The 23,091-nt window shown below is 64.7% G+C and carries 24 protein-coding genes; 19 read left to right on the top strand and 5 right to left on the bottom strand.

Going from position 1 to position 23,091, the window contains the following annotated elements:
* Nucleotides 1-126 precede the first annotated feature (126 nt).
* The 14 genes from ACTJKQ_RS17410 to ACTJKQ_RS17345 all read left to right on the top strand — a co-directional run bounded on the left by ACTJKQ_RS17410 (nucleotide 127) and on the right by ACTJKQ_RS17345 (nucleotide 12,861).
* Complete coding sequence (locus ACTJKQ_RS17410) at nucleotides 127-399, top strand: oxidative damage protection protein (RefSeq protein WP_010461281.1); 273 nt, start codon at nucleotides 127-129, stop codon at nucleotides 397-399.
* A gap of 391 nt (nucleotides 400-790) precedes the next feature.
* The gene (gene mnmC / locus ACTJKQ_RS17405; RefSeq protein WP_440597560.1) at nucleotides 791-2,752 is read left to right on the top strand and encodes an FAD-dependent 5-carboxymethylaminomethyl-2-thiouridine(34) oxidoreductase MnmC; all 1,962 of its coding nucleotides are present in this window, start codon (nucleotides 791-793) and stop codon (nucleotides 2,750-2,752) included.
* A 136-nt stretch (nucleotides 2,753-2,888) separates the two neighbouring features.
* Nucleotides 2,889-3,692 (top strand): sulfite exporter TauE/SafE family protein, encoded by an 804-nt coding sequence (locus tag ACTJKQ_RS17400; protein ID WP_440597559.1) that lies wholly within the window; start codon nucleotides 2,889-2,891, stop codon nucleotides 3,690-3,692.
* 7 nt (nucleotides 3,693-3,699) lie between these two features.
* Nucleotides 3,700-5,484, top strand: coding sequence for a nitrite/sulfite reductase (locus ACTJKQ_RS17395; protein ID WP_440597558.1), 1,785 nt, complete (start codon nucleotides 3,700-3,702; stop codon nucleotides 5,482-5,484).
* Nucleotides 5,485-5,521: 37 nt separating this feature from the next.
* Nucleotides 5,522-5,911, top strand: coding sequence for a DUF934 domain-containing protein (locus ACTJKQ_RS17390; RefSeq protein ID WP_440597620.1), 390 nt, complete (start codon nucleotides 5,522-5,524; stop codon nucleotides 5,909-5,911).
* 50 nt (nucleotides 5,912-5,961) lie between these two features.
* Complete coding sequence (locus ACTJKQ_RS17385) at nucleotides 5,962-6,585, top strand: phosphoadenosine phosphosulfate reductase domain-containing protein (protein ID WP_440597557.1); 624 nt, start codon at nucleotides 5,962-5,964, stop codon at nucleotides 6,583-6,585.
* Nucleotides 6,586-6,599: 14 nt separating this feature from the next.
* Nucleotides 6,600-7,553 (top strand): sulfate adenylyltransferase subunit CysD, encoded by a 954-nt coding sequence (cysD, locus tag ACTJKQ_RS17380; RefSeq protein WP_440597556.1) that lies wholly within the window; start codon nucleotides 6,600-6,602, stop codon nucleotides 7,551-7,553.
* Nucleotides 7,553-8,917 carry a sulfate adenylyltransferase subunit 1 gene (locus ACTJKQ_RS17375; RefSeq protein ID WP_440597555.1) on the top strand — a complete coding sequence of 455 codons (1,365 nt, stop codon included), beginning with the start codon at nucleotides 7,553-7,555 and terminating at the stop codon, nucleotides 8,915-8,917. Before cysD ends, ACTJKQ_RS17375 begins: the two co-directional genes overlap by 1 nt.
* A gap of 114 nt (nucleotides 8,918-9,031) precedes the next feature.
* On the top strand, nucleotides 9,032-9,361 hold the full coding sequence (fdxA, locus tag ACTJKQ_RS17370; RefSeq protein WP_055393870.1) for a ferredoxin FdxA: 330 nt from the start codon (nucleotides 9,032-9,034) through the stop codon (nucleotides 9,359-9,361).
* 31 nt (nucleotides 9,362-9,392) lie between these two features.
* Nucleotides 9,393-10,460 carry an NAD(P)/FAD-dependent oxidoreductase gene (locus ACTJKQ_RS17365; protein ID WP_440597619.1) on the top strand — a complete coding sequence of 356 codons (1,068 nt, stop codon included), beginning with the start codon at nucleotides 9,393-9,395 and terminating at the stop codon, nucleotides 10,458-10,460.
* 125 nt (nucleotides 10,461-10,585) lie between these two features.
* Entirely contained in the window at nucleotides 10,586-10,945 is a 360-nt protein-coding gene (locus ACTJKQ_RS17360) for a nuclear transport factor 2 family protein (RefSeq protein ID WP_108497445.1), read from the top strand.
* 12 nt (nucleotides 10,946-10,957) lie between these two features.
* Nucleotides 10,958-11,839, top strand: coding sequence for a helix-turn-helix domain-containing protein (locus ACTJKQ_RS17355; protein ID WP_440597554.1), 882 nt, complete (start codon nucleotides 10,958-10,960; stop codon nucleotides 11,837-11,839).
* A gap of 181 nt (nucleotides 11,840-12,020) precedes the next feature.
* A complete protein-coding gene (locus tag ACTJKQ_RS17350) occupies nucleotides 12,021-12,452 on the top strand; it encodes a GNAT family N-acetyltransferase (RefSeq protein WP_056067433.1) in 432 nt (143 codons plus the stop codon).
* Between the two features lie 148 nt (nucleotides 12,453-12,600).
* Nucleotides 12,601-12,861, top strand: coding sequence for a hypothetical protein (locus tag ACTJKQ_RS17345; RefSeq protein WP_440597553.1), 261 nt, complete (start codon nucleotides 12,601-12,603; stop codon nucleotides 12,859-12,861).
* A gap of 78 nt (nucleotides 12,862-12,939) precedes the next feature.
* Here ACTJKQ_RS17345 and ACTJKQ_RS17340 read toward each other — a convergent pair whose 3' ends face one another.
* The 3 genes from ACTJKQ_RS17340 to ACTJKQ_RS17330 are packed head-to-tail and all read right to left on the bottom strand — an operon-like array spanning nucleotide 12,940 to nucleotide 14,063.
* A complete protein-coding gene (locus ACTJKQ_RS17340) occupies nucleotides 12,940-13,239 on the bottom strand; it encodes a hypothetical protein (protein WP_440597552.1) in 300 nt (99 codons plus the stop codon).
* A gap of 29 nt (nucleotides 13,240-13,268) precedes the next feature.
* Nucleotides 13,269-13,679: a DUF6678 family protein gene (locus ACTJKQ_RS17335; protein ID WP_440597551.1), complete on the bottom strand. Its 411-nt coding sequence runs from the start codon at nucleotides 13,677-13,679 to the stop codon at nucleotides 13,269-13,271.
* 30 nt (nucleotides 13,680-13,709) lie between these two features.
* Nucleotides 13,710-14,063 (bottom strand): hypothetical protein, encoded by a 354-nt coding sequence (locus ACTJKQ_RS17330; RefSeq protein WP_440597550.1) that lies wholly within the window; start codon nucleotides 14,061-14,063, stop codon nucleotides 13,710-13,712.
* 791 nt (nucleotides 14,064-14,854) lie between these two features.
* On the opposite strand from ACTJKQ_RS17330, the gene ACTJKQ_RS17325 reads away from it, so the two are divergent.
* Nucleotides 14,855-16,135: a purine-cytosine permease family protein gene (locus ACTJKQ_RS17325; protein ID WP_440597549.1), complete on the top strand. Its 1,281-nt coding sequence runs from the start codon at nucleotides 14,855-14,857 to the stop codon at nucleotides 16,133-16,135.
* A gap of 80 nt (nucleotides 16,136-16,215) precedes the next feature.
* On the opposite strand, the gene thiD is transcribed toward ACTJKQ_RS17325, so the two are convergent.
* Nucleotides 16,216-17,091: a bifunctional hydroxymethylpyrimidine kinase/phosphomethylpyrimidine kinase gene (gene thiD, locus ACTJKQ_RS17320; RefSeq protein ID WP_440597548.1), complete on the bottom strand. Its 876-nt coding sequence runs from the start codon at nucleotides 17,089-17,091 to the stop codon at nucleotides 16,216-16,218.
* Nucleotides 17,092-17,625: 534 nt separating this feature from the next.
* Between thiD and thiO the strand changes: the two genes are divergently transcribed.
* The 4 genes from thiO (at nucleotide 17,626) to ACTJKQ_RS17300 (ending at nucleotide 20,730) form a co-directional block, all read left to right on the top strand.
* Nucleotides 17,626-18,759: a glycine oxidase ThiO gene (thiO, locus tag ACTJKQ_RS17315; RefSeq protein ID WP_440597547.1), complete on the top strand. Its 1,134-nt coding sequence runs from the start codon at nucleotides 17,626-17,628 to the stop codon at nucleotides 18,757-18,759.
* Nucleotides 18,756-18,953 (top strand): sulfur carrier protein ThiS, encoded by a 198-nt coding sequence (thiS, locus tag ACTJKQ_RS17310; protein WP_056067422.1) that lies wholly within the window; start codon nucleotides 18,756-18,758, stop codon nucleotides 18,951-18,953. The genes thiO and thiS overlap by 4 nt, the downstream gene beginning before the upstream one ends.
* 78 nt (nucleotides 18,954-19,031) lie before the next feature.
* A complete protein-coding gene (locus tag ACTJKQ_RS17305) occupies nucleotides 19,032-19,841 on the top strand; it encodes a thiazole synthase (RefSeq protein WP_440597546.1) in 810 nt (269 codons plus the stop codon).
* Nucleotides 19,834-20,730, top strand: a complete 897-nt coding sequence (locus ACTJKQ_RS17300; RefSeq protein WP_440597545.1) for a thiamine phosphate synthase — start codon at nucleotides 19,834-19,836, stop codon at nucleotides 20,728-20,730. The genes ACTJKQ_RS17305 and ACTJKQ_RS17300 overlap by 8 nt, the downstream gene beginning before the upstream one ends.
* Before the next feature lie 110 nt (nucleotides 20,731-20,840).
* Here ACTJKQ_RS17300 and ACTJKQ_RS17295 read toward each other — a convergent pair whose 3' ends face one another.
* Nucleotides 20,841-23,051 (bottom strand): hypothetical protein, encoded by a 2,211-nt coding sequence (locus ACTJKQ_RS17295; RefSeq protein WP_440597544.1) that lies wholly within the window; start codon nucleotides 23,049-23,051, stop codon nucleotides 20,841-20,843.
* Between the last annotated feature and the right edge of the window lie 40 nt (nucleotides 23,052-23,091).

Here is a 23,091-nt window from a genome sequence, read left to right as displayed (position 1 = left end):
CAAATCACCGATGGAACGCATTCTGGAAGGCCCTCTTCAAAACTGGAACTACTGAGATTTCAGTTCTTAATATCCAAATCATCTGAGCGAAGCTTTTTTTCGCTCGCCCCACACCAAGGACATCCCATGGCACGCACCGTTCAATGCATCAAGCTCGGCAAGGAAGCCGAAGGCCTCGACTTCCCCCCCTACCCCGGCGAACTGGGCAAACGCATCTGGGAAAGCGTGAGCAAGGAAGCCTGGGCCGGCTGGCTCAAGCACCAGACCATGCTGGTCAATGAAAACCGCCTGAACCTGGCCGATGCGCGCGCCCGCCAGTACTTGGCACGCCAGATGGAAAACCACTTTTTTGGTGGCGGCGCAGACGCCGCGGCGGGCTACGTCCCGCCCAGCGCGTAACGGAGCGACGCGAAGTGCAGCGCTGCAAAAAGTGGTTTCGCCAAAACCATTTCTTTGGCGGCGGCGCAGACGCCGCGGCAGGCTACGTCCCGCCCAGTGCGTAACGTAGTGAAGCACTGCGAGAAATGGTTTCGCCAAAACCACTTTTTTGGCAGCGGCGCAGACGCTGTAGCGGTCTACGTCCCGCCCAGTGCGTAATGGAGCGAAGCGCAGTGCAGCGCTGCAGAAAGTCGTTTCGCTAAAACCATTTCTTCGGCGGCGGCGCAGACGCTGCGGCGGGATATGTCCCGCCCGGCGCGTGACGCAGCGCAACACGCCCTGGAGCGGTTCGCGGTAAAAACCGCCTTCCCTGTCCAACAGGCCGGCGCCACGCCGGCCTTTTGCCGTCCACATGACTGAACCCATCGAGTGGCTGCCGGATGGCACCCCCTACAGCCCCCGCTTCGGCGACCGCTACCACAGCGAAAACGGCGGCCTCACCCAGGCCCGCCGGGTGTTTCTGCACGGCTGTGGCCTGCCCGAGGCCTGGGCGGGGCAATCGCAGTGGCGCATTCTGGAGACCGGGTTTGGCTTTGGCTTGAATTTCCTGGTGACCTGGGCCGCCTGGCGGGCGGACCCGCAGCGACCCACGCTGCTGCATTTCGTATCGACCGAAGCCTGGCCTGTGAGTGCGGCCGACCTGCTGCGCGCCACCTCAGTCCACCCCGAGCTGGCGCCGCTGGCTGAGGCATTGCACCGCCAGTGGTGGGGCCTGCTGCCGGGCGTGCACCGCCTGCGTTTTGACGAGGGCCGGGTGCTGCTTACCCTGTATGTGGGCGACACCCAGGCCATGCTGCGCCAGCAGAACCTGACGGTGGACTCAATCTACCTCGACGGCTTCAGCCCCCAGCGCAACCCCGAAAGCTGGGACCTGCACACGCTGAAAGCCGTGGCGCGCTCTTGCCGTCGCGGTACGCAACTCGCCACCTGGACCATCGCACGCGCCGTGCGCGATGCCCTGGCGCAATGCGGCTTTGCAGTGACCCGCGTGCCCGGCGCGCCGCCCAAGCGCGACAACCTGCATGCCACCTTCAACCCGCGCTGGGAGCCCCGCACCCCGCGCCAGCTAGGGGCAACGCCGGAACCGTCTCTGCCCGGCCCCTGCATCGTGATCGGTGGCGGCATTGCAGGTGCCGCCGCCGCCGCCAGCCTGGCCCGACGCGGCTGGCAGGTCACCGTGCTGGACCAGGCCGTCGAGCCGGCTGCAGGCGCATCCGCCCTGCCCGCCGGGGTGTTCGCGCCCCACGTGTCGCCCGACGACAGTGTGCTGTCGCGCCTGTCGCGCAGCGGCATCCGCTCCACGCTGGAGCAGGCCCGCTGGTTGCTGAACGAGGGGGTGGACTGGGCGCATTGCGGCGTGCTGGAGCACCGCACCGACGGCAGCCCAGGTCTGTCGCCCGATTGGCCCCAAGGGCCGGGCGCCGCCTGGAGCGAGCCTGCGCCATCTGCTGCCCTGGCCGCCGCTCAGTTGCCGCCTGACGCGGCTGCCTGCTGGCACCACCAGGCGGGCTGGGTGCGCCCGGCGCGCCTGGCCAGGGCCTTGCTGGGCCAACCCGGCATTCAATGGCGGGGGAATTGCGCGGTGGCCCAGCTGCAGCGCGTGGAGACACCCGCCACGACACACAGTCCGGCCATCGCCACCTGGCAAATGATCGACACCCACGGCCAAGTGCTGGCCGAGGCGCCCACCGTGGTCATTGCCGCAGGCGCCGGCAGCGCGGCGCTGCTGAACCATCGCTGGCCCCTGCAGCCAGTGCGCGGGCAGGTGTCGTGGGGCCAACATGCCGAGACGGCAACGCCGCTGCGACCATCGATTCCGTTCCCAGCCAACGGCAATGGCAACCTGGTGCCCCGGTTCCCGCTGGGCGATCAAGCCGATGGCGATCAAGGCTGGGTGATGGGCTCGACGTTCGAACGCGATGTGCAGGCCCTGCCGCCCAGCACAGCCGACATCCACACCGCCCATGCCACCAACTGGGCCAAGCTGCAGGGCCTGCTGCCCGGCATCGCGCCCCAGCTGGAGCCTTTGTTCACCCAGGCGCTGGCCGTGTCAGCGCCTCAGCCCGCCCCGGGCGAGTCCCCCGCTCTGCGCACCTGGGCCGCCGTGCGCTGCACCGCGCCCGACCGGCTGCCTCTCGTGGGCCCGGTGGACGCGGCCAACCTGCCGGGCCTGTGGGCCAGCACGGCCATGGGCGCACGGGGGTTGACACTGGCGCTGTTGTGCGGCGAACTGCTGGCCGCCCGAGTGCAGGGCGAGCCCCTGCCGCTGGATGCGCGGCTGGCCAAGGCGATGGGCACCGAGCGTCTGCCGTAACACCCTCTCGACAAGTGGGTGGCCAGCAGCGGCCACCCCGCCAGCCCGCGCCAAGCCTTGCTTATAAACAAATAAGCATATTGGCAGAGCAAAACAATAGTTTGCATCCATAAGAAGCCCCTCTACATTCGCCGCCATGCATGAATTGGCGTTTGTTTTTGCGGGCTTTGCCGTCGGGCTCATCGTTGGCCTGACCGGTGTGGGCGGCGGCTCGCTCATGACGCCGATCCTGATCTTCTTCTTCGGCATCAAGCCCCACATGGCGGTCGGCACCGACCTGCTGTTCGCGGCCTTCACCAAAATGGGCGGCACCGTGAGCCTGGCCCGCCAACGGATGGTGCCCTGGAAGGTGGTGGGCCAGTTGTGCGCCGGCAGCATTCCGGCGGCGCTGCTGGCGCTGTGGGCGCTGAAAGTCCTGGGGCCCGCCAGCGGCACGGCACAGGCCATCATGACCACCACGCTGGGCTTTGCCCTGCTGCTCACGGCGGCGGCGACGCTCTACAAAGTGGTGGCGTTTTCTGCCCAGCGCCAGGCAGCCGAAGCCGCTGCCCGCAAAAGCCACACCGGAGACCCCACCCGCCCCCGCCACTGGAGCCTGCCGGTGCTGCTGGGCGCCGTGATCGGCACGCTGGTGACCTTTACCTCGGTGGGCGCGGGCGCCATCGGCGTCACGGTGCTGCTGCTGGTGTACCCCATGCTGCCGCTGCCGCGCATCATCGGTGCCGACATTGCCTACGCCGTGCCTTTGACCTTGGTGGCAGGGTTGGGTCATGCGTCGCTGGGCTCGGTGGACTGGCCTTTGCTTGCACAATTGCTGGCTGGCTCGCTGCCGGGCATCTGGCTGGGCTCCCGCCTCGTCGCCCGTACTCCTGAGCGCCTGATCCGCTCCGCCTTGTCCATTCTGCTGGCCTGGGCAGGCTTCAAACTGATTCTGATCTGAGCCCCCTATGTACCAATACACCGCTTTCGACACCCAGTTCGTGAAACAGCGTGCCGCACAGTTCCGTGACCAGCTCACGCGCTGGCAGACGGGCAAGCTGAGCGAGGACGACTTCCGCCCCTTGCGCCTGCAAAACGGCTGGTATGTGCAGCGCTACGCGCCCATGCTGCGCGTGGCAGTGCCCTACGGCGAGATCGCCAGCCGCCAGCTGCGCGTGCTGGCGCAGATTGCCCGCGAATACGACGAGCCCGAAGCCGCCGTCTTCAAGGCCGCCATGGAAGGCCAGGGCAAGCTGGGCACCACGTTCTTGCCCACGCACTGCGCCCACTTCACCACCCGCACCAATGTGCAGTTCAACTGGATTCCGCTGTCCAAAAGCGCGGACGTGATGGACCTGCTCGCCAGCGTGAACCTGCACGGCATCCAGACCAGCGGCAACTGCATCCGCAACACCACCACCGACGCGCTGGCAGGCATCGCTGTGGACGAGATCGTGGACCCCCGCCCCTATGCGGAGCTGATCCGCCAGTGGTCCACGCTGCACCCCGAGTTCGCGTTTTTGCCCCGCAAGTTCAAGATCGCCATCACCGGCGCCAAGGACGACCGCGCGGCCACGGGCTGGCACGATGTGGGCCTGCACCTGGTCAAGAACGATGCAGGTGAGATCGGCTTCAAGGTGTTTGTGGGCGGTGGCATGGGCCGCACGCCAGTCATCGGCACCGTGATCCGCGAGTTCCTGCCGTGGAACCAGATCATGAACTACATCGAGGCCATCGTGCGCGTGTACAACGAGCACGGCCGCCGCGACAACAAGTACAAGGCCCGCATCAAGATTCTGGTGAAGTCCGAGGGCCAGCAGTACATCGACGATGTGGAAGCCGAATACCGCCAGATTTTGGAAATCGACGGCGGCCCCCACACCATCCCCCAGGCCGAATTTGACCGCGTGGCCGCCTGCTTTGTGCCACCCAAGCTGGCCGACATCGCTGACGTGGCCCCTGCAGCCTTGCAGGCATCGCTGGACGCACAGGCGGCAGAGCATGTGATGTTTGGCCGCTGGCTCAAGCGCAATGTGCACGCCCACCAAAACGCCCAGCTGCGCGCCGTCACGCTGTCCTTCAAGCGCCCCAGCCAGTCGCCCGGCGACGCCACCAGCGACCAGCTCATTGCACTGGCCGACCTGGTGGACAAATACTCCGCCGGCGAAGCCCGCGTGACGCACGACCAGAACGTGCTGCTGCCCTGGGTGCACGCCAGCCGCCTGTTCGACCTGTGGCAAGAAGCCAAGGCCCTGGGCCTGGCCAGCGCCAACGTGCAGCTGCTCACCGACATGATCGCCTGCCCCGGCGGCGACTTCTGCGCGCTGGCCAATGCCCGCTCGCTGCCCATTGCCGAGGCCATCACCCAGCGCTACCAGGACCTGGACGAGCTGGACGACATCGGCGAGATCGACCTGCACATCAGCGGCTGCATCAACAGCTGCGGCCACCACCACAGCGGCCATATCGGCATCCTGGGTGTGGATAAGGACGGCAAGGAGTGGTACCAGGTCACGCTGGGCGGCTCCGACGGCTCTGACCTGTCGGGCGCTGCCGTGGCCGGCAAGGTGATTGGCCCATCGTTCTCGGCGGCCGAAGTGCCGGATGTGATCGAGGCCGTGCTCGGCACCTACCGCGACCTGCGCGAAAGCGGCGAGACCTTCCAGAACACCGTGCGCCGCACTGGCCTCGACCCGTTCAAGGAAGCCGCCAAGCAGGCACGCCACAAAGAACCAGAAACCGCTGCCGCCTGAGCCCCGCAGCGCCGTACAGCACAGCCCCACAGACATGATGTTGAAACTAATCGCCGCCCAAGACCACCAGCCGCCTGCCGATGGCGACGCCCGCGCCGTGGCCCTGCCCAACGATGCCGATGCGCTGGCACTGCCGCTCGATGGCGTGGACCGTGTGGATCTGCACTTTCCCAACTTCACCGATGGCCGCGCATTCAGCCAGGCCTTCTTGCTGCGCCGCCGCCGTGGCTTTACGGGCGAGATCCGCGCCACCGGCGATGTGCTCATCGATCAGCTGGTGCAGATGCAACGCACGGGCTTTTCCAGCGCCGTGCTGCGCGAGGGCGTGGACGCTGCCGATGCGCAGCGCCAGTTTGAACGCTTCCCTGGCTTCTACCAGGGCGACGCAGTGAACCCCCAACCCCAGTTTGCCGCCAAGGCTGCCTGACAGGCGCACTGCCCACGCGCCCGCTGCACCAAAACACGAGTCCCCTCACCATGAGCCAAATCGATCTCGCACGCATCAACGCCGACCTGGGCCGCAACGCGCCCGCCCTCGTGGAATGGGCCCTGGGCCTGGGCAAGACCAGCATCGTCTCCACCAACTTCCGCCCCTTCGAAGCCGTGATCCTGCACATGGTCACGCAGGTGAATCCTGATGTGCCCGTGGTCTGGATGGACAACGGCTACAACACCGAAGCCACCTACCGCTTTGCCGACGAAGTGACCCAGCAGTTGGGGTTGAAGCTGAAGATCTACCTGCCCCTGCGCTCGCGCGCCCACCGCGAAGCGGTGGACGGCCCTACGCCCGCGCTGGACGACCCACGCCACGCCGCCTTCACCGAAGAGGTGAAGCTGGAGCCCTTTGCCCGCGCCCTGCGCGAGACCGCGCCGCAAGTCTGGTTCACTGCGCTGCGCGCCACTGATACCGCCGTGCGCGCGCAGATGGACCCGGTGAGCATCAACCCCGACGGCCTCATCAAAGTGGCTCCGCTGCTGTACTGGTCGTCCAAAGACCTGCACGAGTACTGCGTGAAACACGGCCTGCCCAACAACTTCGACTACGTGGACCCCACCAAGGGCGAAGACAACCGCGAGTGTGGCCTGCACATTGCCCACTGACCCCAGGTCCGACCATGAACGCCCGCACCGACTCAGCGCTGCTTGAGAAAACCAACAACATGAGCTACCACCTCAACAACTCCCACCTCGACGCCCTGGAAGAAGAAACCATCTTCATCCTGCGCGAAGTCGCCGCCGCCTTCGAGCGCCCCGCCCTGCTGTTCTCGGGCGGCAAGGATTCGCTGGTCATGCTCAAGTGCGCAGAGAAGGCCTTTGGCGCGGGCCGCATCCCTTACCCGCTCTTGATGATCGACACGGGCCACAACTTCCCGGAAGTGACGGACTTCCGCGACTTCCGGGCGAAGGAGCTGGGCGCCGAACTCATCGTGCGCAGCGTGGAAGATTCGATGGCGCGCGGCACCGTGCGCCTGGCCCACCCCGGCGAGTCGCGCAACGTGCACCAGTCGGTCACGCTGCTCGAAGCGATTGAAGAGTTCCGCTTTGACGCCCTGATCGGCGGTGCCCGCCGCGACGAGGAAAAGGCGCGCGCCAAGGAGCGCATCTTCAGCCACCGCGACAGCTTTGGCCAATGGCAGCCCAAGGCCCAGCGCCCCGAGCTGTGGACCCTGTTCAACACCCGCCTGCAGCCCGGCGAACACTTCCGCGTGTTCCCCATCAGCAACTGGACCGAGCTGGACGTGTGGCAGTACATCGACCGCGAGCAGATCGACCTGCCCAGCATCTACTACACGCACAAGCGCCAGGTGGTGGACAAGAAGGGCCTGCTGATGCCCGTGACCGAGCTGACCCCGCCGCGTGAGGGCGATGTGGTGGAAACGCGCGATGTGCGCTTCCGCACCGTGGGCGACATCACCTGCACCGCCCCCGTGGAAAGCACCGCAGCCACCCCGGCCGAGATCGTCATCGAGACCCTGGCCGCCGACGTGAGCGAGCGTGGCGCCACGCGCATGGACGACAAGACATCGGATGCTTCGATGGAGAAGCGCAAGAAGGACGGGTATTTCTGATGACCGCTATCAATTCAATAGCTACTGACGCAAACAACACTAGCGCTACCGGTCAAAACGACCATATTTCCGCCCTCAAGTTCATCACTTGCGGCTCCGTCGATGACGGCAAGAGCACGCTGATCGGCCGCCTGCTGGTGGACAGCAAGGCTGTGCTGCAAGACCACCTGGCCGGCGTGCAGCGCCAGGGTGAGACCGACCTGGCCCTGCTGACCGACGGCCTTTCCGCCGAACGCGAGCAGGGCATCACCATCGACGTGGCCTACCGCTACTTCGCCACCGAAGAGCGCAAGTTCATCATTGGCGACGCGCCCGGCCACGAGCAGTACACCCGCAACATGGTGACGGCCGCCAGCAGCGCCGACGCCGCCGTGGTGCTGGTCGATGCGACCAAGCTCGACTGGAAGAACCCCGGCCTCGCATTGCTGCCGCAGACGCGCCGCCACAGCCTGCTGGCCCATCTGCTGCGCGTGCACTCGCTGGTGTTTGCCGTGAACAAGCTGGACGCGGTGGAAGACCCCGCCCTGGCCTGGAAGCATATCCAGGGCGCACTGCAGGCCTTTGCCCAGGCGGCAGGCATCACCGTGCGCGCCATGGTGCCGGTCTCCGCCCTCAAGGGCTGGAACGTAGTGGACGCGCACGCAGGCTGGTGCGGCTATGACGGTCCTACCCTCCTGCAAGTCTTGGAAGAACTGCCCAACACCCCTGCAGACACCGCACTGGCACCGGCCTTCCCGGTGCAGTGGGTCGAGAAGTTCTCGTCCTCGTCGGACACCAGCCAGGGCCGCCGCGTATTCTGGGGCCGCGTGGCCGCCGGCAGTTTTGCGCCCGGCACCGCCGTGCAGGTCTTCCCCAGCGGCCAGCTGGCCACCGTGGCCCAGGTGCTGGACCACGCCCGCCGCCCCACCGATGTGCCCGCAGGCACCAGCGCCGGCATCATCCTGGACCGCGAGGTGGATGTCTCGCGGGGCGACTGGATTCTAGCGGCGCCTGCCGTCGCCACCCCCGCCGAAGACGACTTCGACACGCCCGCCAGCGTGCCTGCATGGCCCGCCAGCCGCGAGCTGCGCACCACGGTGGCCTGGATGGACGACGAGCCCCTGGTCGCAGGCCGCGTGTACTGGGCGCTGCACGGCCACCGCTGGGTCAAGGCCAAGGTGAAAGCCGTGGTGCACAAGCTCAACATCAACACGCTGGCCGAAGAAGCCGCCACCCAGCTGGACCCCAATGCCATCGGCCATGTCGACCTGCTGCTGCAAGAGGCGATTCCGGCCGCCCCCTTTGGCAAAGCCCGGGTGCTCGGATCGCTGATCCTGGTGGACACCGCGAGCCACAAAACGGCCGGTGCCGTGCTGGTGAACTGATCTAGATCAGCGCCCGTAACCCCAGTCACCCCATCGGGGTGAGGGACCCTGTAACCAAAGGCCGGTGAAAGCTTCTAAAATTGAGGGTTTTCACCGACCCACACAACTCCTGTCATGACCCACGTCGTCTCCGAAAACTGCATCAAGTGCAAGTACACCGATTGTGTGGACGTGTGCCCCGTGGACTGCTTCCGCGAAGGCCCGAACATGCTTGTCATCGACCCCGATGAATGCATCGATTGCGCCGTCTGCATCCCCGAGTGCCCGGCCAACGCCATCTTTGCCGAAGAAGACCTGCCGGCCGACCAGATCGCTTTCATCAAGCTCAACGCCGACCTGGCCTTTGCCGACGGCTGGAAGAGCATCACCAAGCGCAAGCCCGCGCTGCCAGACGCCGACGAGTGGAATGGCAAACCGGGCAAGGTCAACGAACTGGTCAAGTAAAACGCCCCGCGCCCCGTTGGTGACCGAGACTTTGCAAGTGCCCGCAGTCGTTGAGACCGACGCCGTCGTCATCGGCGCGGGTCCCGTGGGCCTGTTCCAGGTCTTCCAGCTGGGCCTGCAAGGCATCACGGCCCACCTGATCGACGCCCTGCCCCATGCGGGCGGCCAGTGCGTCGAGCTGTACGGCGACAAACCCATCTACGACATCCCGGGCATCCCGGTGTGCACCGGGCGTGAGCTGGCCGCTTTGCTGCTTCAGCAGATTGCGCCGTTCAAGACCCAGTGGCACCTGAACGCGCTGGTGTCCGCACTCACCGTGCAGGCCGATGGACGCCTGCTGGTCGAAACCTCGCAAGGAACGCAACTGCTGGCCCGCAGCGTGTTCATTGCCGCAGGCGTGGGCGCCTTTGTGCCGCGCACGCTCAAGGTGGAAGGCATCGAGCGCTTTGTGGGCACCCAGGTCCACTACCAACACCTGCCCGCGACTGCGGATGTGGCCGGGGGCCACGTCGTCGTGCACGGCGGCGACGAGCCCGCTGTGGCCCGCGCCGTGGAACTGGCCGAACAAGGCCAGGCCGCCCGCGTCAGCCTGCTGCACCGCCGCGACGTGTTCCAGGCGCCTGAAGCCCTGCTGCAACGCCTGCAGCAATTGCGCGATGCGGGCCGCATCCACGTCGAGGCCGCACAGATCACCGGCATTGACACTGCGGGCGACCGCCTCACCGCACTGCAGGTGGTGGATGCCGACGGCAGCACCCGCGCCCTGGCGCTGGACCTGCTGGTGGCCGTGCTGGGCATCTCGCCCCGCCTCGGGCCCATTGCGGACTGGGGTTTGGCCATGGACCGCAAACAGCTGGTGGTGGACACCGAGGCCTTCCGCACCAGCGTGCCCGGCATCTACGCCGTGGGTGACATCAACACCTACCCCGGCAAACGCAAGCTCATCCTGTGCGGCTTCCACGAGGCCACTCTCGCCGCCTTTGGCGCCGCCGAGGCGCTCAAGGGCGACAAGGTGGCGTTGCAATACACCACCACGAGTCCGCGGCTGCACCAGTTGCTGGGTGTGGCACCGGTATCGGCGCCGTCCGTCAGCGCGTAGTCCCGGCGGGCCAGGGCTCGTCACTTCGTGCCCAAACGACGGGCCCACAAATAAGCACAAAATGTCCAAAAGGCGCGCAAGCGCCCGGCACGATGGCGCCTCCATCCACCCACCAGGAGCACGCCATGAGCCAACCACCCCTTCAATCCATCTGGGACACCTACACCGCGTCGTGGAAGACCGATTCGGCCGCGGACCGCACAGCCCTTTTTACCCAGTCCCTCGACCCTGCCTGCACCTACAACGACCCGCTGGCCACCGCCCAGGGCTGGGACCAATTGACGGCCTACATGGACAACTTTCACAGTCAGGTCCCCGGCGGGCATTTTGTGACCCACTATTTCGCCAGCCACAACCAGCAGAGCATCGCCAAATGGAACATGGTGGATGGCAGCGGACAGGTGATCGGGGAAGGCGTGAGCTACGGCCGGTACAACGACCAGAATCGCCTGGTTGCCATGACCGGTTTCTTTGAAACCCCTTGAACCGACGCCACCGTGCTTTATCTCCGGCAAATCCAGGAGGGCATCGATTTCATCGAGGCCCATCTCGAATCCGATATCCAGCTTTCCGAGGTGGCACGGGCTGCGGGGATGAGCCAGTGGCACTTCCAGCGGATCTTCAAGGCGCTGACCAACGAAACCCTCAAGACCTATATCCGGTCGCGCCGGTTCTCCCGGGCGCTGGAGCAGTTGACCAACACACGGCTGAGCGTGCTCGACATTGCGCTGGCGTGCGGGTACGAGACGCAGGAGAGCTTCACGCGCGCATTCAGGGATTGCTTTCGGCTCACGCCGTCGCAGTACCGCAAGATGGGCAACCGCTCGCGGTTCGTGCGCAAGATCCGCTTCGACGAAAGCTACCTCGCGCACATTCACCACAACATTTCGCTGGAACCCGACATCAAGGAGCAGCCTGCCATGCAGCTGGTCGGGCTGCCCACGGACTACTACGGCATCGACTCCGAAAAGAACAATCTGGGGCAAAAACTGCCGCCCCTGTGGGCGAAGTTCCTGCCCCGGCTGGGCGAGATTGCGAACGCCGTGCCCAGGGTCTGCTACGGCGTCGTAGCCCCAGCGGGGCCCCACACCGAAGAACTGCGCTACCTGGCCTGCATCGAAGTGCGGGGCCTCGGTGCGCTGCCACCGGGCATGGTGGCCATGGAAATCCCCGGATCGACCTATGCACGCTTCACCCACCGGGGCCCTGCGCAGAACGTCGATGCGACGGTGAACTACATCTACGCGAGCTGGCTGCTGTCGGCCGGCCCGTCGCACACCCTGGGGCCGGATCTGGAAATCTACGGCTCGCAATACCACCCGACGTCCAGCGACTCCGTGATGCACTACGCGATCCCGATTGCCCAGGGCAAGCGCTGACCCTCCCCCTCCAAGAGGACCGTGCCCCTTTGGGGCGCCATCGCTAAGGGCGTCGAACCGGCCTGCCGGAACCGACTGAGAGAGTCCCGTTGAACCTGATTAAGATCATCCGGAGCCAGGGTCGGAACAGTAATCGAGCTGCCCGCTACCTACCGGCCAGAAGCGGACATTGGAGCCACAAATGCCACTCGAATGGAAACACTCCGCAGATGGAGTCGACTGGGAAGAACTGTCTGCCCTCTATCGGGCTGCACCACTAGGCGAGAAGCCGCCGCTTCATCTGCAGAAAGTCTTCTCAAACAGCATGTTCAAGTGTTTCGTCTACGAGAATGCGAAGCTCGTAGCGGTGGGACGCGCGCTCGCTGATGGTGGAGATTGCTCGTACATATGCGACGTTGCGGTATTGCCCAGCTATCAAGGCACAGGCCTCGGCAAACAAGTTGTCAGTGACCTGGTGGAAATGTCATCCGGTCACAAGAAAATCATCTTGTATGCGGTCCCTGGCAAAGAACCTTTTTACAGGAAATTCGGTTTCATGCGAATGAAGACGGCTATGGCCATCTTTAAGAATCAGCAGCAGCAGGTGGAGGGGGGCTACCTTAGTGAAAGCTAATCCTCAAATCAAGATGATGCGTACCGGCAAGTCGTCTGCTACCGGGGGGCCAAAGGTCTGCAACGGGCCCGCTAGCGTCCTTCTGTGTGGGGCAGAATTCGGCCAAAAGCGGAACTTCGCCGCCTAGTCCTATCGGAACAAATCCAGCATGCGAATCCTTCTTGTCGCGACGGTCGCCGTGTTGCAGATATTGATTCTCTGCGCCGTTTTTTGGTACGGCTACTTTGGTCTTTATTGGCTCGTGGGTAGGTTGAGCACACCAAGCTTGGGACTGGCATTGATAAGCGCGGCACTCAGCATGCTCGCCGCATTCACGGTCACTATTCGACTGTTCCTGTTCGGACTCAGTTGGACCATCAATTTTTCAGAGCGGCTACATCTGCTCAAAAACGAAGGCTCGGATGCTTGATGCAGCGGCAGGTATGGGCCCAAAGCGGAAATTTGATGCGTTCAAAACAGCAATGCCTGCGATCAATGAGGCGCTGAATTAGTACGCTGGTACTGCGCTTAGAGCCAGAACACAAGCTGACATCTCTGCCATTGACTGACTTGCGCATGCCCATTGCCGCCGCCAGATTGCAGCGACGAGAAGGCCGGAGGCGATGACAAAAGCCACAAAAAACAACAGGGGCCCAACATCGAGAATCGTGCCATTCAGAAAATGCTGGATGCCATCCAAAGATGGAGGGAGTTTGGGGATTGTGAGCAGCGTTGATGACCAAGGCAGGAGAAGCAAACCCGCGCATAGCAGCACGGTGCTGACCCTGATCCGGAGTTGTGGTTTCATTCTTGTCATCCAAGGCTGCTTCTGGCCGCTCACTGCCACACTGGTTGCGGTCCGGGGCGGGTGTAACCCCACACCCGCACGACGCCATCTTCTATCGAGTAGGGGATGCTATGACGCCGGAGAATTCCAAGAAGCCAATCCGTAGAGGTGGCTTGCAGCTCCATCCACTCCAGGTCTGCGACCGGGTGCACGTGGTAATAAAACTCCCCATCCCAGTCGGTGCAGAAGTCAGGTGGTGCGAACACGCTGCGAGCTCTAAATTGTGGATGCTGCTCGGGAAGCGCCGTGAGCATCTCGGCTCGAAGTTCCGCCCACTTCGTGTGATTGAGAACGGGGTGTAACTCGCCACGGCTAACCATTCCAGCCAAACGATTCATGTCAGCCTCGCTCGGTCGAGGCATTGTCTTTGGACCCCATCCGAATTTGTGCTCAATGGTCATGGTGCATCCAATGTCCGGTTGTGGCCGTTTTCAGCCCTCGTGCTGAGTGTTCGCTTGCTTTCGAATTGAGAACGTGACCGTGAAGTCGGGGTCGACCACCACTTCTCCGGTGCTCCGAAGCCGGTACTCACCGGGTGGTGCTTCTCGAAACGAGCGCGTATCTGGAGGTAGGTTGTACTGCTCGCCGTCCCGCAGGCCTTGCAGCGATAGCAGAATTCCGCTGTGCTCATCTGCATGGACGACGCGGCCGAACAGTTGTTGCTGCTCGAAAGGCTCCTCGGCTCGCGCTTCGAAGTAGGCCAATCCCACGAGAACTACTTTCCCTGGGAGCTGCATCGCAAGGGTGATATCCCATGGATGCGCGTCATTGAAGTGGTTACTCATGCCGGGGAGTCTGCCTTTTAAGTTGAAAGTCTGCCGCTGGCCAGGGCCTGCCGCCATGCGCAGGTGCTAGCGGAATCAAAGTGGGAATTCGGAAACTGCACTACGACCGCCGGGACATTGGTTGCTGCCCGATCTTTGTCCAGTACTCGTCAGCCACGTCCGCATCAATGCCTGGCTGAATATTCGTCGGATAGAGCGCATCCCTACCATCTCGACGCGGACCCGATATCCAATAGTGTTCACCAGTCTCAACGTCAAAGTAGTTTGACTTAAATCCAGAGCCTTTGAGGCTCTGAAACGATTTGCCTTGGTAGTACAGAGTCGCTCCTGTCTTCGACGCAGTCACGCGGCCGATTCGAGCAGGACCAGTCAGCCCGCCAGACTTCGCCTCGATGTACATGATTCTGTTTTTCATAACTCTTTAGGTCCGCTTCTGGCCGGATTCTGCCCCACGGCGGGGGACACGAGCGGGCCCGCTCTAGACAGTCACCGCTGCCTCAAGGCGCCATTCGCACCCATGAAGGAAATGAACTGCGCCACTCGTGAAACAGCTCGTTGACCTCACTCAACCCTGTTTAACTAGAATCCAACCATATCGCTGGGGGTGTCCTGCAATAAATCCGTTGCTGGGCTGAGATCAAACCCTTCGAACCTGTTGCCTGCATTGTTTTACTTTGCAGGCTTGAGATCATCCTCGCGCAGGGAAGCAAGTCCGCCATGGCACGGCCCTGAACACGTCAGGGCGCACTGGTGGGCGGCCCCTGCTCTGTATCTGCTTACGGAGCCATTCCATGTCCTCATCGCCTGCCACGCACGCCACCAACGAAGCGCTGGCCCCCGTCTCCCCCGACCGCCGCGTTTTCCAGTGGCATGACCACGCCTCGCTCTGGTTCAGCCTGGGCGTGGGCCTGCTGGTCATGCAGGTGGGCGCCTACCTGATGCCTGCGCTGGGCACCAAAGAGGCACTCATCGCCATCGTCGCCGGCTCCATCGTGGGCGCTGGCCTGCTGGGCTGGGTGGCCAAGCTGGGCTGCGACAGCGGCCTGGCCAGCGCGGGGCTGATGCACGCCGTGTACGGCCGCACGTTTGCCAGCCTGCCCATCGTCCTGAACATCGTGCAGCTGGTGGGCTGGGGCACCTTCGAGCTGGTGGTGATGCGCGATGCCACCGTGGCCATCGGCCAGCGGTCGGGCGCCATGGCTGGTGCCCACTGGCCCGTGCTGGCGACGCTGCTGTGGGGCGGCGTGGTGATGCTGCTGATCAGCGGATCGATGGTGCAGCTGGTGCGCAAACTGATTGCCCGCATTGCCCTGCCGCTGGTGGTGTTGTCGCTGCTGTGGCTGTCGTGGCAGTTCCTCTCGCTGGCGCAAACCCAAGGTTTTGAAGCGCTGTGGACACGCCAGGGTGCGGGCGGCATGGGCGTGCTGCCCGCGCTGGACCTGGTGATCGCCATGCCCATCTCGTGGCTGCCGCTGGTGGCCGACTACGCGCGCCATGGCAAGAACGGCGGCTCCGCACTGCGCGGCACCTGGCTGGGCTATGCGCTGGCCAATATCTGGTGCTACAGCCTGGGGGTGCTGGTGGCGCTGACCTTGCCCAGCCAGGACCTGGTGCAGGCGCTGCTGCTGGCCCAGGGCGGGCTGATTGCGCTGTCGCTGATCCTGATCGACGAGGTGGACAACGCCTATGGTGACGCCTATTCGGGCGCCGTGTCGGCCCACAGCCTGCTGCCGCGCTGGGGCGTGCGCGCCTGGGGCCTGCTGGTGGCCGCGCTGTGCACCGGGCTGGCGCTGGTGCTGCCCATGCACAGCCTGGAGCCGTTCTTGCTGCTGCTCAGCTCGGTGTTTGTGCCGCTGTTTGGCGTGATTCTGGGGCGCCTGGCCTTCGGCACCGATGCGCCCGCCCTGCTCGCGGCTGCGCGCAAGGTGAATGCGGCGCCCGTGGCCATCTGGCTGGCGGGCATTGCGGTGTACCACCTGGCACCCAAGGTACTGCCTGACGCGGGCTCTGCACTGCCCGCACTGGTGTTCAGCTTTGTGCTCGCCTGGGCCACGAGGCCCAAGGCACACTGAACCAATCAGCCACTATCAAAAGATGAGCACTCAGCGCATGATTGACTAACGCTTGAGTCTCAAAACACCCAAAAATCGCTCTACAGTGCCTGAAACACCCGCTGCGCCACGGGCGCGTAGCCGTGGTTGAGGGGACCATGGCCGTGGCCGGTGGTGACATCCGCGCCGGCAGCAATGGCTCCCAGGATGTAGGCCCGTGCCTGCTCCACGGCCTGCTGCAGCGGCTGGCCCAGTGCCAGCTGCGCGGCAATCGCGGACGACAGGGTGCACCCGGTGCCATGCCCGTTGTGGGTGGCGATGCGTTGTGACTGCAACCGGTGGCCCTGTCCTTGTGCGTGTTCCCCGCCTTGCACGGCCAGCACATCCACCACCCAGTCGCCCGGAAGGTGCCCGCCTTTGAGCAGCGCAGCGCGGGCGCCAAGTCGCAGCAGGTCTTGCGCGGCCAGCTCCAGCGCCTCCACGCCCTCGATGCGGCGCCCCAGCAGCCATCCGGCCTCGTCCAGGTTGGGCGTGACCACTTCGGCCAGCGGAAACAGCTCCTGGACCAGCACGGCCACCGTCTCCTGGGCAATCAGCCGATCGCCACTGGTGGCCACCATCACCGGGTCCAACACCACGTGCGGCAGCTGATAGGTCCGAATGGCTTCTGCCACCACGTGCACCACGTCCGGTGAGTGCAGCATGCCGATCTTGACGGCGTCCACGCCAATGTCCTGCACCACCGCATCGATCTGGGCCTTGAGCATCTCGGGCGGAATGCCGTGGATGCCTGTCACCCCACAGGTGTTCTGTGCCGTGATGGCGGTGATGGCCGTCATGCCATAGCAGCCCAGGGCACTGAAGGTTTTGAGATCGGCCTGGATGCCCGCGCCGCCGCCGCTGTCAGACCCGGCAATGGAGAGCACGCGTGCGTAGCGGTGGCCCGTGGAGGGCAAGGAGATCGTCGGTGAAATCATGGCAAAAATTATGGCCTATGCGCCACGTCAAAACGGGGCGTATGGGGGATGTGCTGTAATTCATTTTCCGGACGAAACAGGGGTGTCCCACCCTAGAGCCGGTTCCAAGTCTTTTTGGAGACTGCATTGGAGTGCAATCGGGATGAGTGGATGCTTCGGGTGCGCCGCATGGGCTCATGCCCATGCAAACAGCCGGGGCGTCCAATCGCCCGATTTCACTCCAACCCTTCGGGCAAGTGCCTTGCCGGGCGGTCTGCGGCGTTGCGGCGCTTGTTGATAGCCGAGCTATCAACTGCGCACCGCGCCTAGCACCCCTTCCCGGCAAGGTACTTGTGCAACTCCAAAAAGACTTGGAACCGGCTCTTGGCACGCGACTGAGAAATACCCTGGGGCCCGCACAGAACCCTGTGCACTGCGGCACACGCAGCAGCCCCGCTACCCGATCCAGGTCATGCTGGCGTGGGGAGTTTCCATCAACGGTGACCCCGTTTTGTCCATGGCTGCTTGCCACTACATGGACACACTGACGGAGCTATGTCACTTCCACCTTCTTCCTTTGCCATCCTGGGCGCAGGGCTCATGGGCCGTCTGCTGGCTGTGGAGCTTGCGCGTCTGGGGCACCGTGTAGACATCTACGACGCGGGCAGCCCCGCCGCCGAAAACTCGGCCGCCACCGTGGCTGCGGCCATGCTGGCCCCGCTGGCAGAGTCTGCGATCACCGAACCCGGCGTGGTGCGCATGGGTCACCACGCGTTGACGCGCTGGCCCGAATTGCTGGCAACCTTGTCAGCGCCTGTGTTTTTTCAGCAGGCCGGCACGTTGATCGTGTGGCATCGCCAGGACGCGGCCGAAGCCCAGCGTTTCACCCGCCAGCTCGAAAACAACCAGCGCGGCCTGCCCGAGCTGCCCGCCCTGCAAAAGCTCGACAGTGGCGCCCTGGAGCAGGTGGAGCCCGCCCTTGCGCACCGCTTCAACCAGGGCCTGTACCTGCCCGGCGAGGGCCAGCTGGACAACCGCCAGTTGCTGGCCGCCCTGGTGGTGGAAATGGAGCGCCTGGGAGTACGCATGCACTGGCACACGCCCCAGTCGCCCGAAGCCTTTACGCCCGGCGCACCCGGCCAGCCTGACCGGGTGCTGGACTGCCGGGGCCTGGGCGCCAAGGGCCAGTGGAGTGCCTTGCGCGGCGTGCGCGGCGAAGTGGCGCGCATCCATGCGCCCGACGTGACACTGCAGCGCCCCACCCGGCTGGTGCACCCGCGCTACCCCATCTACATTGCGCCCAAGGACGACCATCTGTTTGTCATTGGCGCGACCGAGATCGAGTCCGACGACCGCTCCCCGGCCAGCGTGCGCTCCACCCTGGAACTGCTGAGCGCCGCCTATGCGGTACACCCCGGCTTTGGCGAAGGCCGCATCCTCGAACTGGCCACGCAGTGCCGCCCCACGCTGCCCGACAACCTGCCCGCCATCCGCCAGACCCGCCCGGGCGTGCTGGAGATCAACGGTCTGTACCGCCACGGCTTCATGATCTCGCCCGCCATGCTGGATGTGACCCTGGAGGTGCTGAACACGGGACAATCGACCTTGTCCGAACGTTTTGACCTCCGGCTGGAACTGGAGCCAACCGCACCCGCCCCGACCGGCGTTGCAGCCCCCACATTTGCATGAACATCTCGATCAACCAAATCCCGCACGAACTGCCCGAAGGCGCCACCGTGGCCGATGCTGTGGCCGCCATCGAAGCGCGCCCCCCGTTTGCCGTGGCGGTGAACACCACTTTTGTGCCCAACACCCGCTACGCCGCCCATGCGCTGCAGCCCGGCGACCGTGTGGAGATCATCTCGCCGGTCACGGGCGGCTGAGTCAGCAAAAATTCAATCAAAAGAGCTGTAAGCGCATATAAATCATGCACCAGCAGCTACAAAAACCATAGTAAACCAATGACCACTCCGACGCCCCAAGACCCGCTGGTGTTGTACGGCCAGACGTTCGCCAGCCGCCTGCTGCTAGGCACCTCGCGCTACCCATCGCCCGCCGTGCTCGAAGCCGCTGTGCAACGCGCCCGGCCCGCCATGGTTACGGCATCCCTGCGTCGCCAGGGCAGCAACCCGGCCGAGAGCGGCAGCAGCTTCTGGGAGCTGCTGCGCAAACTCAACGTGCCCGTGCTGCCCAACACCGCCGGCTGCCACAGTGCGCAAGAGGCCATCACCACCGCGCAGATGGCGCGCGAGGTATTCAACACCCCGTGGATCAAGCTGGAGCTGATCGGCGACGACTACACCCTGCAGCCCGACACGTTGAACCTGGTGGGTGTGGCCGAGCATCTCATCAAAGAAGGCTTTCAGGTGCTGCCCTACTGCACCGAAGACCTGGTGCTGTGTCAGCGCCTGGTGGACGTGGGCTGCCAGGCCGTGATGCCCTGGGCCGCCCCCATCGGCACCGGGCGCGGCCCGGTCAACCCCTATGCGCTGCAGACACTGCGCGAGCGCCTGAATGTGCCCATGCTGGTCGATGCCGGGCTGGGCCTGCCCTCGCACGCCTGCCAGGTCATGGAATGGGGCTACGACGGCGTGCTGCTGAACACCGCCGTGGCTCTGGCCCAAGACCCCGTGGCCATGGCCGGCGCATTTGCCGATGCCGTCAGCGCCGGGCGCGCAGCCCGCCTGGCCGGTGCCATGGCCGCACAAGACGCCGCCCAGCCCAGCACCCCCGTGCTGGGTACCCCTTTCTGGCACCACGCCCATGCATGACACCACCGCCCTGGCGCACGCCATCCTGAGCCACCACGCGGCCACCTTTGCGGGGTTTGCGCCCGAGCCCGTGCCAACCCCCACGTTGCAGGACCCTGTCTACCTCGCCGCGCTACAGGCCTGCAGCCAGTTGGGCTTCATCGCCCATGACGCCGAATGCCTGGCCCGCGCCTGGCAGGCGCGCGCGCTGCGCACTGGCAGTGCACAGCCCAAGCAATGGCCCGACGAGCCCCAGGACTTTGGCCTGCAGCGCCTTCCACGCGCCCATCAGTTCGCCGCGTGCCCGGAGCATTTGGGCTTGTATGCCGTACTGCCCGACGCCCAGTGGGTGGGCCGCATGGCACGTGCCGGGGTGCCCACGGTGCAATTGCGCTTCAAGTCGGACGACGCCCAGGCCATCCGGACCGAAGTGCAGGCCGCCGTCCAGGCGGTGCAAGGCACGGGCGCGCTGTTGTTCATCAACGACCACTGGCGGGACGCCATCGAAGCTGGCGCCTACGGCATTCATCTGGGCCAGGAAGACCTGGACGCACTCACCACCGAGGAACTGCAAACGCTTCATCGCTCGGGCCTGCGCCTGGGCGTGAGCACCCATGGATATGCCGAAATGGTGCGTGCCGACGCCGTGGGGCCCAGCTATATCGCGATGGGTGCCGTGTTCCCCACGACCCTGAAAAAAATGGCCACCGCTCCCCAGGGCGTGGGCAGGCTGGGCGTGTATGCGCGGCTGATGCAGCACTACCCTCAGGTGGCGATTGGTGGGATCAGCGCCGAGCAGTTCCCCACGGTACTGGCCACTGGCGTGGGTTCCGTGGCCGTGGTGCGGGCCTTGGTCAACGCGCCGGACCCTGAAGCATCGGCCGCAGAGCTGATGGCGCTGATGCGGTGACGGCTCGGTGGCGATAGCGGCCACGGCGGCTATCGCGCATCCCTCACGACCATCGCAGCGCCACCTGGATAGTCGCCGGGTGGCCGATTGGTCGCCTGCTCGCCTGCTCGCTACTTGTTGTCGGGCTTCTTCATCTGCTCCAGCTCAAGGCGGAGCTCCATGAGATCGTTCTCCATGCCAAAGCCGACCGGCTGACCCGCTGGCGGCGGCGCCGTCACGGGCACCGGGGGCAGATCGCTCAGCGTGAGGTGGGGTGGGTCCGACAGATCCAGGTCAAGCGGAATGCCCCGCGAATCCTCGCCTACGGCTGCTGCGGGCCTGGAGGGAGTGGCTGCAGAGCGCACGGGCTCGGGCTCCTGCTGGGCCTTCATCGCGAACTCGAACTCCAGGCTGGCTGCCAGTGAATCAAGCGGCTGGTCGTCGTGCAACGCCACCGGTGCATGAGCTGCAGGTGCCACCAGGGTCTCGGACCGGGGCGGTGCCAGGGGCGTCGTCCGCTTGCGCGGGGGCGCTGCACCGCGCGCACTGGCGGGCGTGGTCTGTGCAATCGCCAGCAGCAGCAAAAGATCGTCATAGGCCGCCAGATCAAACGGTTCCACCGCTTCAGCGCCCGTGCGGCGGAACAGGAATTTCTCCAGCAAGCCCAACACCGCAGGCGTTGTCCACTCGGCCTCGATCTCGGCGAGTGCGTCGGTGTAGTGGTACAGCATGCGGCCCGTGCGGTGAAAGCCCGCAAACTCCGGCACTTGCGCGTTGAAGGACTGCATGAACTGCGTTCGCAGCTGCGCAAACTCATCCACACGGCTGAGCGTGTGGTACAGCCGCAATAGCTCCAGGTAGGCCAACGGAGAGGTCTGGCGGTGCTCGGCAATGTGATTCTTCAGCACCTCGATGGCCTGCTGGTGCTCGCCCACCGAAACAAAAAATTCAGCCTGCTGCTGGATGTCAAACAGCTCTTCAGGGTTGACGATGTGGGGAGCTACCGAGGCGGCAGCCGGCGCGGAAACCAACTTCGCCTGCAAGGGGGCGGGAGCACTCGCCGCCGGGCTGGTCGCTACGAAGCGTGGTTCCACGGCCGCAGGGGCTGCCTTGCGCAGGGGCATGGCACCGGACTCTGGGTTCGCCGCGACGGCATGAGGCTGGGTTTCCGACGGCAGCCACGTGTCGCCGGGATGGGGGGTAAGACTGACCGCTTCTTCATGCGCCGATGCTGCATCGCCACGTGCGCCCAAGGCCACAGAATCGCGCCACGAACGCACTGCCTTGTCAGAGGCGCTGCGCATCCGCGACCACATCCATGCCACCCCCGCCAAGGCCAAGGCCAGCAGACCGCCCAAGGCATATACCATCGTCGCAGGAAAACGCTCCTGTTCCATCGCCTCCAGCTGCTGCTGCAACTGGCCAGCGGCTGCACGGTCCTTGGCGGCCTGTGCTCGCAATGCGGCGGTGTCTGATTCCAGCGCCTTCAACCGTTCGCCGTCTTTTTGCAATTCTTCCGGCTGCGCGTTCAACGACCTCCACAACGCGGCGGCCTGGGTGCGCAGGGCCGACATCTCTTCAGAAGGCGCCGTGGGTAGCTGCGCGGTAGAGCGCAACGCCACAGGACTGTCCAGCCAGGTGTCCAGGGGCTCAACCACCAAACGCGAGCGCGCTGCAGGTGCAGCGGCCACCACCGACTTGCCAGGTGCTGCCGTGCCCACACGCGCGGAAGGCCGTGCGGCAGCTGGAGAGCCGGGAGGGCGGCTCTCAGCGGAGGGCGAGCCCGAGGCCCTTGCCAGTGCAGGCGCCTTGTCACGGGGCCTGGTGGCCTGCATCGCACCGGCGGCAGCCGCAGATGCACTGCCACTGCCCTGTGAAGGCGAACGCTGTGACTCTGAAGCTGCGCTGGGGGTTGCTGCAGGAAGCCGCGCCAAGTCCACCGGGGATGCAGAGGCGGACCGGGTGACGGTGGTCGGCAAATCCGAGAGGAAGGTGTAGCTGCGCGTGGTTTTTCCGTTGCACCCTGCGGTCAGGGTTACGGTGAGAACCGGTTCATCCAGCGATACCGAGGCCAGCACGCGGACCCCTGAAGGACGCCCACGCACCTCGGGCAATGGGACCACGCGCACCTTGCTGTCACTGATGGCGTTGTCGCCTGCCACCAGCTTGGCCGTGACGCAGGACGATGCGACATCCGTGCCCGGGTCGGGCTGCAACTCGAACGAGAGATCGACCGGGGAGCCCAATACGACCGTACCACTACCATTGCCCAGGGACAGCGCCGAAGCACCGGCTGCAAGCGCCCACAATCCTGGCCCAAAAATGGTGTTACGAATTTTCACAATCAATTCTGTTTTTCGGTCCGAAGGATTCTTGCACATA

The sequence above is a fragment of the Acidovorax sp. 22279 genome (assembly GCF_052045435.1).
GTDB lineage: Bacteria > Pseudomonadota > Gammaproteobacteria > Burkholderiales > Burkholderiaceae_C > Acidovorax > Acidovorax delafieldii.
This window is presented reverse-complemented; position numbering and strand designations above follow the sequence as displayed.